The following is an 8,527-nucleotide window of genomic DNA, read 5'->3' as shown; positions in this document are numbered from 1 at the left end:
ACCTGTGACCCCATCATTATGAGTGATGTGCTCTAACCAGCTGAGCTACGTAGCCGATGTTACTTTTTACTTCTTTGATTTGCAAGCAGTTTGTTATGGCTGGGGTACCTGGATTCGAACCAGGGAATGCCGGTATCAAAAACCGGTGCCTTACCGCTTGGCGATACCCCATCAACATACTGCGCCGACGATGAAGAGAAATGGTGCGGGAGGCGAGACTTGAACTCGCACACCTTGCGGCGCCAGAACCTAAATCTGGTGCGTCTACCAATTTCGCCACTCCCGCAAATGCAAAAAAGAGATGGTGGCTACGACGGGATTCGAACCTGTGACCCCATCATTATGAGTGATGTGCTCTAACCAGCTGAGCTACGTAGCCCTCTTTTTTTGCTTTGCCTTCATCGGCGTTGCGGGGCGCATTATGCGTATATGACCGATTTGCGTCAACAAGTTTTTTCCCGAAAAAGCGCCCGGAAGCGCCGTTTGTCTGGGTTGTGAACATTATGGCGATAAAATCGGCAATTCAGGCAGTTGGCGGGCGGAAAAGGCAACAAAAAGGCGGGCCAAAAGGCCCGCCCCAAGGGAAAACGCCGCGCGTTTATTTATAGGCGGCCTGGTGCACGCCGACGGCGCGGCCGGAAGGATCGTCCATCTTCTTGAACGATTCATCCCATTCGATGGCCTTGGCGGACGAGCAGGCGACGGATGGGCCGCCCGGCACGCATTCGGCGGCGCTCGGCAGCGGGAACAGCTCTTCGAAGATCTCGCGGTACAGGTAGCCTTCTTTCGAGGTCGGCGTGTTGTACGGGAAGCGGAAACGCGCGGTTTCGAGCTGTTGATCGCTGATTTGCTGCGCAGCCACCTCTTTTAGCGTGTCGATCCAGCTGTAGCCGACGCCGTCGGAGAACTGCTCTTTCTGGCGCCAGGCCACGCTGGCCGGCAAATAGGACTCGAAACATTCGCGAACGATGTGTTTTTCCATTTTGCCGTTGCCGCACATTTTATCTTTCGGGTTGATGCGCATCGCCACGTCGAGGAATTTCTTGTCCAGGAACGGCACGCGGGCTTCGACGCCCCAGGCGGACATCGCCTTGTTGGCGCGCGCGCAGTCGAACATGTGCAGCGCCAGCAGTTTGCGTACGGTCTCTTCGTGGAATTCGCGGGCGTCCGGCGCCTTATGGAAGTACAGGTAGCCGCCGAACACTTCGTCCGCGCCTTCACCGGAAAGCACCATCTTGATGCCCATCGCCTTGATTTTGCGCGACATCAGGTACATTGGCGTCGAGGCGCGAATGGTGGTGACGTCGTAGGTTTCGATGTGATAAATCACGTCGCGGATGGCGTCCAGGCCTTCCTGTACGGTGAAGTGGATTTCATGGTGCACGGTGCCCAGATGGTTGGCCACCTCTTGCGCGGCGCGCAGATCCGGCGAGCCCTCCAGGCCTACGGCGAAGGAGTGCAGCTGTGGCCACCAGGCCTCGCTGCGTTCCTGATCTTCCACGCGGCGCGCGGCGTACTTCTTGGTGATCGCCGAAATGACCGAGGAATCCAGCCCGCCCGACAGCAGCACGCCGTAAGGTACGTCGGACATCAGGTGGCTTTTCACCGACTCTTCCAGCGCGGTGCGCAGGGTGGCGGCGTCGGTCACGTTGTCCTTGACGCTGTCGTAATCGAACCAATCGCGGCGATAATATTCACGAATCTCACCGTCCTGGCTCCACAGGTAGCTGCCGGCCGGGAATTCCTTGATGGTGCGGCACACCGGCACCAGCGCTTTCATTTCCGAGGCGACGTACAGGTTGCCGTGCTCGTCGTGGCCCATGTACAGCGGAATGATGCCCAGGTGATCGCGGCCGATCAGGTAGGCGTCTTTTTCGGTGTCATACAGGGCGAAGGCGAACATGCCTTGCAGATCGTCGAGGAAGTCCGGGCCTTTCTCCTGGTACAGCGCCAGGATCACTTCACAGTCGGAACCGGTCTGGAACGCGTAGCGTTCGCTCAGCTGTTGGCGCAGCGCCTGATGGTTGTAAATTTCGCCGTTGACCGCCAGAACGTGGGTGTGCGCAGCGTTGTACAGCGGTTGAGCGCCATTGTTGACGTCGACGATCGACAGGCGTTCGTGAGCCAGAATGGCTTTGTCGCTGGCGTAAACGCCGGACCAATCCGGGCCGCGGTGGCGCATCAGACGTGACAGCTCCAGCGCTTTCTTACGCAGTTCAACGGGATCGGACTTCAGATCGAGCACACCGAAAATAGAACACATACAACTCTCCTAACGGGCTTTTATGACTGTGATGTTGTTTTTTACTGTTATGGGCAGCATTGCCGATTTATCAGCGATAACCCGGTTTTGCTGCGCTGTGGTTATGAAAATGCGCCAAAAGCTGCGGGAGATGCAAGCGTTTTAGCCATGCGTTGAGAAATAGTTGTTTGCTTAGATGTGGTTTTTAACGGATGTTCAGTTATCGACGTGAAAAATTATCGATTATGCAATTTTTAGCGTGATGGCGGGATTGCCGGCCAGTTTGGCCGGCAATCGATTAGCGATTAGGCGATGAGCTGCCACAGGGTGAAGGCGGCGTCCGGCGTCCAGCCGGCGTTGGAGGTGTGCGCCTGGATACAGGTATATTTCTTGCCTTTATAGCTCACCACGTCGCCAGCCTTGTAACTGTGGTTGTTCTGCCACTCGGGCGCCCCCGGATCGGGCGGCGTGCCGTCGTTGGCGGTTTTGACCGCCAGCGCGCTGCTTGGCAGCGAGGTATTGCCCTGGCTATCGGTCGCGGTAACGAAGTAGCTGTACTGGGTCGCCGGCGTCAGACCGCCGTCGGCCAGCGACAGACCGGCGGTCTGGCCGATCGAGTTGCCGTTGCGGTAGACGGTGTAACTGGCGATCGGGAAAGCGCCGGTGGCGGCGGCCCAGCTCAGTTTCAGCGAGGTGGCGCCCAGTTCGGCGACCGTCAGCGCCGTCGGCGCATTAGGCTTTCCCGGCGGCGGGGTGACGCCGCCCTGAATCAGCGGCGCATAGCGGGTTTTGAACTCCCAATTGTAGGCGACGCCGGCTTTGCTCTTGCCGTTATCCCAGTTGATTGACCAGGTCATCAGGCCCTTGATCGACAGGTTTTTGGCGTCGAGACGCGAGAAAGCGTTATACACCGCCTGTTTGTTGACCACGTAGCCGGTGGCGGCGGCATCGTTGTTGCTTGGCAGGCCGATGACGAATTTCGCCGCCGGGATCTTCGCATAGCCGCGGGTGCCGGTAACCAGGCTTTCCGTCAGGTAGTAGAGGAAGTCCTCTTTCATGGCGTCGTTATTCTGCGTGATCCAGGCATTGAGTTCATCCACCCAAATACCGTCGCCGCCCTGGTTATAATATTGCGGCGCGATAAAGTCGTAATAGCCTTCGAGGGCATTAATATAATCCAGGTAGGTGCCGTTGGTGCGTAAATACGGGAATTCCGGCGCCATGCTGATAATAAAATTTTTTCCCTGCGCGGCGTAATGGTCTTTTACTTTTTTCAATGCCGCAGGCAAGACGGTTTTATTATTGGCGGCGCCGATCGCCGCCTGTTCCAGATCGATATCCAGGCCGTCGAAGCCATAGACTTCCACCAGGCGAATAATCTCGTCTTTCAGCTTGTCTTCATCGCCGGTCTTTAGCTCGATATGCGCGTCTGCGCCGCCGAGGGAGATCAGCACCGCGCGGCCCTGGCTGTTCAGCACGCCCACCTGGCGGCGGAACTCGGTGTCGGACAGGTTGTAAGGCTTGAAGGTCGGGATGCCCTGGCCTTTCATAAAGGCGACGGCCACCACGTTGTACTCGGTGGGAATGTCGGTCAGGTTCATATTGGCGAACTGCCCTTGCTGGTAGCCGTCACTGGCGCCGGCGGCCCAGTTGTGCCAGAAACCCATCAGGATCTTTTTATTGGCGATAGACGGCATAATGGCCGCGTCATCGGCGGCGACGGCATTAATAGTGTTATTTGTGCTCATGGTAGCCTCATTAATTAGGGGTAAGGGTTTTCCGCTCGCCGGCAATATCAGCTATTGGCGGGGCGTAACGTTATAATGAGGATTTTTAACGCAGGCAGGCTGAAACCTTTTACGGCCATGAACGAATTAAATTCAAACTGACGCTGGGGGAGAAGGAAATAACGGCGGCCGGGCGGCCGCCATGGTCGCATCAGAAGATGGTGATATCGGCGACGGAAGGGTAAACGTAGCTCGGGCGGAACGGCATGGTTTCGATGTCGCTCAGCGTGGAGACGCCGGACAGCACCAGCACGGTTTCCAGGCCGGCCTGGAAGCCCGCCAGAATGTCGGTGCGCAGGTTGTCGCCGACGATCACCGTCTCTTCCGAGTGCGCCTGCATTTTGTTCAGTGCGGCGCGAATGATCCACGGGCTGGGCTTGCCGACATAAAACGGCTTGCGGCCGGTGATCTTCTCGATGGGCGCGCACAGGGCACCGCAGGCCGGCGAGAAGCCGTGGCCGTGGCTATCCGGATTAGTCGCGATAAAGCGCGCGCCGTTACTGACGAAGTAGGCGGCTTTGTGCATCATGTCCCAGTTGTAAGAGCGGGTTTCACCGACGATCACAAAATCCGGGTTGATGTCGGTGATGGTGAAACCGGCTTTGTACAGCTCATGGATCAGCGCGCCTTCGCCGACCACATAGGCTTTTTTACCTTCCTGACGGCGCAGGAAGTCGGCGGTGGCCATCGCCGAGGTATAGAACGCGCTCTCCGGCACTTCCAGCCCGGCGGCGGCGAAGCGGTTCGCCAAATCCTGTGCGGTCTGTGATGGGTAGTTGGTCAGCACCACCAGCGGCATGCCTTGTTCCTGGATGCGCGCCAGGAACAGATCGGCGCCGGGCACCGGCGTATTGTCATGCAGCAGCACGCCGTCGATATCGCATATAACGTTTTTGATTTTCATTTGTCGCTGTTTCTCATGATTACGGCAGGCAAGAAGTGACGATAACACACCTGCCAGAAGCGGCGGATCAGCTTTCCAGCAATCGCTGCAAGAGCACGCCGTTGAGCATCGCGCGTTTGGCCAGGGCGAAAGCGCCGATCGCCGAGCGATGATTGAGTTCGGAGGTCACCACCGGCAGATTTTTGCGGAAGTCCTTCAGCACCTGGGTATTGATGCAGCTCTGGATCGCCGGCAGCAGCACCTTGTCCGCTTCGGTGATCTCACCGGCGATCACCACCTTCTGCGGATTGAACAGGTTGATGGCGATGGCCACCGCCTTGCCCAGATAGCGGCCGACGTGTTCGATCACTTCGCTGGCCAGCAGATCGCCGCGGTTGGCGGCCTTGCAGATGGCGTTGATGCCGCAGTCTTCCAGCGTCAGTTTGCTCGGGTAGCCCTGGCTCAGCAGCTGGCGCACGCGCTGTTCGATCGCCGCGTTGGCGGCCACCGTCTCCAGGCAGCCGAAGTTGCCGCAGTGGCAGCGTTCGCCGAGCGGATCGATCTGGATATGGCCGATCTCGCCGACGTTGCCGTTGTTGCCGAGAAAAATCTGCCCGTTGACGATGATGCCGGCGCCGGTACCACGGTGCAGGCGCACCAGAATCGAGTCTTCACAGTCGCGGGTGGCACCGAAGTAGTGCTCCGCCAGCGCCAGGCTGCGGATGTCGTGGCCGACGAAGCTGGTGACGTTAAAGCGCTGCTGCAGGTTGTCTACCAGCGCCCAGTTGCTGACGCTGATGTGCGGCATATAGCGCACCACGCCCAGCGCCGGATCCACCAGGCCAGGCAGGATCACCGCGATGGCGATCAGTTCGCGCAGGCGGCGCTGGTTCGCTTCAATGAATTGGGCGATGGCGGCAAACAGCGCATTCTCCAGCGTTTCCTGGGTGCGTTCCGGCAGCGGATAGTGTTCTTCGCTGAGCGATTTACCGCTCATGTCATACAGGGTGATGGTGGCGTCGTGGCGGCCGAGACGCACCGCGACGGTATGGAAATGACGGGTTTCCGACACGATGGAGATCGCGCGGCGGCCGCCGGTGGAGGCTTGCTGATCGACTTCTTTGATCAGCCCGCGCTCCAGCAGCTGGCGAGTAATCTTAGTGACGCTGGCGGGGGCGAGCTGGCTGAGTTCGGCGATTTGAATGCGCGAGATCGGGCCCTGTTGGTCGATCAGGCGATAAACTGCCGCGCCGTTAAGTTGTTTGACTAAGTCAACGTTCCCTATTTGTGCTTGTCCGCCAGTGCTCATCAATAATGTTACTCGCTGTTCATTGAATTAAACCTCGTTACCGTTAACGAGCGTTTTGGTGATCTTGAAATCACGGGTGAAGGCGGTCAGGTTAGCCACCTTGCCGGCTTCGATGGTGCCCAGACGGCGATCGGCGCCGATCGCGCGCGCCGGGTACAGCGTCGCCATGCGCAGCGCTTCGTCCAGCGCGATGCCGATATGCTCGACGCTGTTTTGCACCGCTTCGATCATGGTCAGCGCGGAACCGCTCAGGGTGCCGTTCTCATCCACGCACAGCCCGTCCCGATAGTATATTGTTTTACCGGCGAAAATAAATTGGTCAATATCTGCACCCGCCGGTGCGGTCGCGTCGGTGACCAAGACCAATTTATCACCTTTCAGGCGTTTGGCGTTACGGATACTCGCCCAGGCCACGTGATGGCCGTCGGCGATGATGCCGGTATAGACCTCCGGCGTGTCGAAGATAGCCCCCATCAGCCCCGGTTCGCGGCCGGTGATATACGGCATGGCGTTGTACAGGTGGGTGGCGAAGCTGATGCCGGCGGCGAAGCCGGTGCGCGCCTGATCGTAGGTGGCGTTCGAGTGGCCGGCGGAGACCACGATGCCGGCCTCGGTCAGCTGCTTGATAAAGTGCGGCTCAACCATTTCCGGCGCCAGCGTCACCTTGGTGATCACGTCGGCGTTGGCGCACAGGTAATCGATCATGTCCTGGGTCGGCTTGCGAATGAACGCCGGGTTGTGGGTGCCTTTTTTCACCGGGCTGAGATACGGCCCTTCCAGGTGCAGGCCCAACGCCTGATTTTGGTGCTTTTTCAGATAAGCGCGCATCACGTCGACGCTGTGCTTCATGAATTCGTCGCTGCTGGTGATCAGCGTCGGCAGATAGCTGGTGCAGCCGGATTTCTCATTGGCGCGCTGCATGATCTCCAGCGTTTCTTCCGAGATCGCTTCCAGCGAATCGTTGAACTGGACGCCGCCGCAGCCGTTCAGCTGCACGTCGATAAGCCCGGGGGCCAGGATGGCGCCACCCAGGTCGCGCGTTTCGATGCCGGCGGGCAATTCAGCCACCGGGCAGACTTTCTCGATCAGCCCATCAGCGATAATGACTGCATGGTCATCAAGTACGTCGTGGCCGGTATAGATTCGGCCGTGGGTTAAAGCGAACATCGTAGCCCCCTGCAAAGATTAAAGACTTTTCACGCTTTCCGCTTCTAACTCGCGGAAGTATTTGACGGTTTTGACTTTCAGTTCCATGGTGGCCGGTTCGTCGCACACCACCACCGCTTTGGCGTGCAGCTGCAGGCAGCTGATGGTCCACATGTGGTTGATGTTGCCTTCCACTGCGGCTTCCAGCGCCTGCGCCTTGGCGTGGCCGGTGACCAGGATCATCACTTCTTCCGCGTCCAGCAGCGTGCCCACGCCGACGGTCAGCGCATATTTCGGCACCAGGCTGACGTCGCCGCCGAAGAAGCGCGAGTTGGCGATGCGGGTGTCTTCGGTCAGCGTTTTGATGCGGGTGCGCGAAGCCAGGGACGAAGCCGGCTCGTTGAACGCGATATGGCCGTCGATGCCCACGCCGCCCATGAACAGGTTAATTTTGCCGTAAGACTTGATCTTCTCTTCGTACTGGCGGCACTCGGCGTCGACATCCGCGGCGTTGCCGTTCAGCAGGTTGATGTTTTCACGAGGAATATCAACGTGATCAAAGAAGTTGCGGTACATGAAGGTGTGGTAGCTTTCCGGGTGTTCCTGCGGCAGGCCAACGTACTCGTCCATGTTGAAAGTCACAACATGCTTAAAGCTTACTTCACCTGCTTTGTGCATCGCAATCAGATGTTTGTAGGCTTCCAGCGGCGTGCCGCCGGTAGGCAGGCCGAGTACAAACGGGCGCTCTGCGGTTGGCTTGAATGCGTTGATGCGTTGAACGATATGACGCGCGGCCCATTTGCCGACTTGTGCGGTATCTTTCAGTGGGATAAGTCTCATCTAACACCTCTTGGGATAAGTAAACTAAAGCTATACTGTACGGGCCTGCGGGAGTCCTAAGCGTAACCCAGCTTTATGATTCTCGCGTGAATCGTCCGTCCGGTTGATTTTTTGAATGATAAAATAAGTTTTGTGTGATGGCCAGCAATCTGGGAGGTGAAGACTACTTTTTGGTGATATTTATCACAAAAAGGGAGGTTTTAATTTGCGATACAAAATAAATTTTTTACACTCGGCATGAGTGATACGTGCCATGCGTTGTTTCTAAAAAGGTAGTGAGAGCTCCAAATAAACTACTAATAGGGTCCGTCCGCGGACAA

The 8,527-nt window shown here is 57.7% G+C and carries 6 protein-coding genes and 3 tRNA genes; all 9 read right to left on the bottom strand.

Annotated features, from left to right (window positions below; all coding sequences use genetic code 11):
• Positions 1-96: 96 nt before the first annotated feature.
• Positions 97-171, bottom strand: a tRNA-Gln gene (locus MMS95_RS19850).
• Positions 172-201: 30 nt separating this feature from the next.
• Positions 202-286: transfer RNA gene (locus tag MMS95_RS19845), tRNA-Leu, on the bottom strand.
• Between the two features lie 16 nt (positions 287-302).
• A tRNA-Met gene (locus MMS95_RS19840) sits at positions 303-379 on the bottom strand.
• 219 nt (positions 380-598) lie between these two features.
• Positions 599-2,263, bottom strand: coding sequence for an asparagine synthase B (asnB, locus tag MMS95_RS19835; protein ID WP_015376949.1), 1,665 nt, complete (start codon positions 2,261-2,263; stop codon positions 599-601).
• A 284-nt stretch (positions 2,264-2,547) separates the two neighbouring features.
• Positions 2,548-3,990, bottom strand: coding sequence for a glycosyl hydrolase family 18 protein (locus MMS95_RS19830; protein ID WP_242142136.1), 1,443 nt, complete (start codon positions 3,988-3,990; stop codon positions 2,548-2,550).
• 190 nt (positions 3,991-4,180) lie between these two features.
• Positions 4,181-4,933, bottom strand: a complete 753-nt coding sequence (locus MMS95_RS19825) for an HAD-IIA family hydrolase (RefSeq protein ID WP_004939957.1) — start codon at positions 4,931-4,933, stop codon at positions 4,181-4,183.
• 67 nt (positions 4,934-5,000) lie between these two features.
• Positions 5,001-6,221 carry an N-acetylglucosamine repressor gene (locus MMS95_RS19820; RefSeq protein WP_004939956.1) on the bottom strand — a complete coding sequence of 407 codons (1,221 nt, stop codon included), beginning with the start codon at positions 6,219-6,221 and terminating at the stop codon, positions 5,001-5,003.
• Between the two features lie 27 nt (positions 6,222-6,248).
• Positions 6,249-7,388: an N-acetylglucosamine-6-phosphate deacetylase gene (nagA, locus tag MMS95_RS19815; RefSeq protein WP_015376951.1), complete on the bottom strand. Its 1,140-nt coding sequence runs from the start codon at positions 7,386-7,388 to the stop codon at positions 6,249-6,251.
• A gap of 18 nt (positions 7,389-7,406) precedes the next feature.
• Positions 7,407-8,207 (bottom strand): glucosamine-6-phosphate deaminase, encoded by an 801-nt coding sequence (gene nagB, locus MMS95_RS19810; RefSeq protein ID WP_004939952.1) that lies wholly within the window; start codon positions 8,205-8,207, stop codon positions 7,407-7,409.
• Positions 8,208-8,527 lie beyond the last annotated feature (320 nt).

Origin of the sequence: Serratia sp. PGPR-27, assembly GCF_022678525.1 — a bacterium.
Lineage (GTDB): Bacteria > Pseudomonadota > Gammaproteobacteria > Enterobacterales > Enterobacteriaceae > Serratia > Serratia nematodiphila.
The sequence above is the reverse complement of the archived record's forward strand: the minus strand, read 5'-3'. Positions and strand labels throughout refer to the sequence as shown.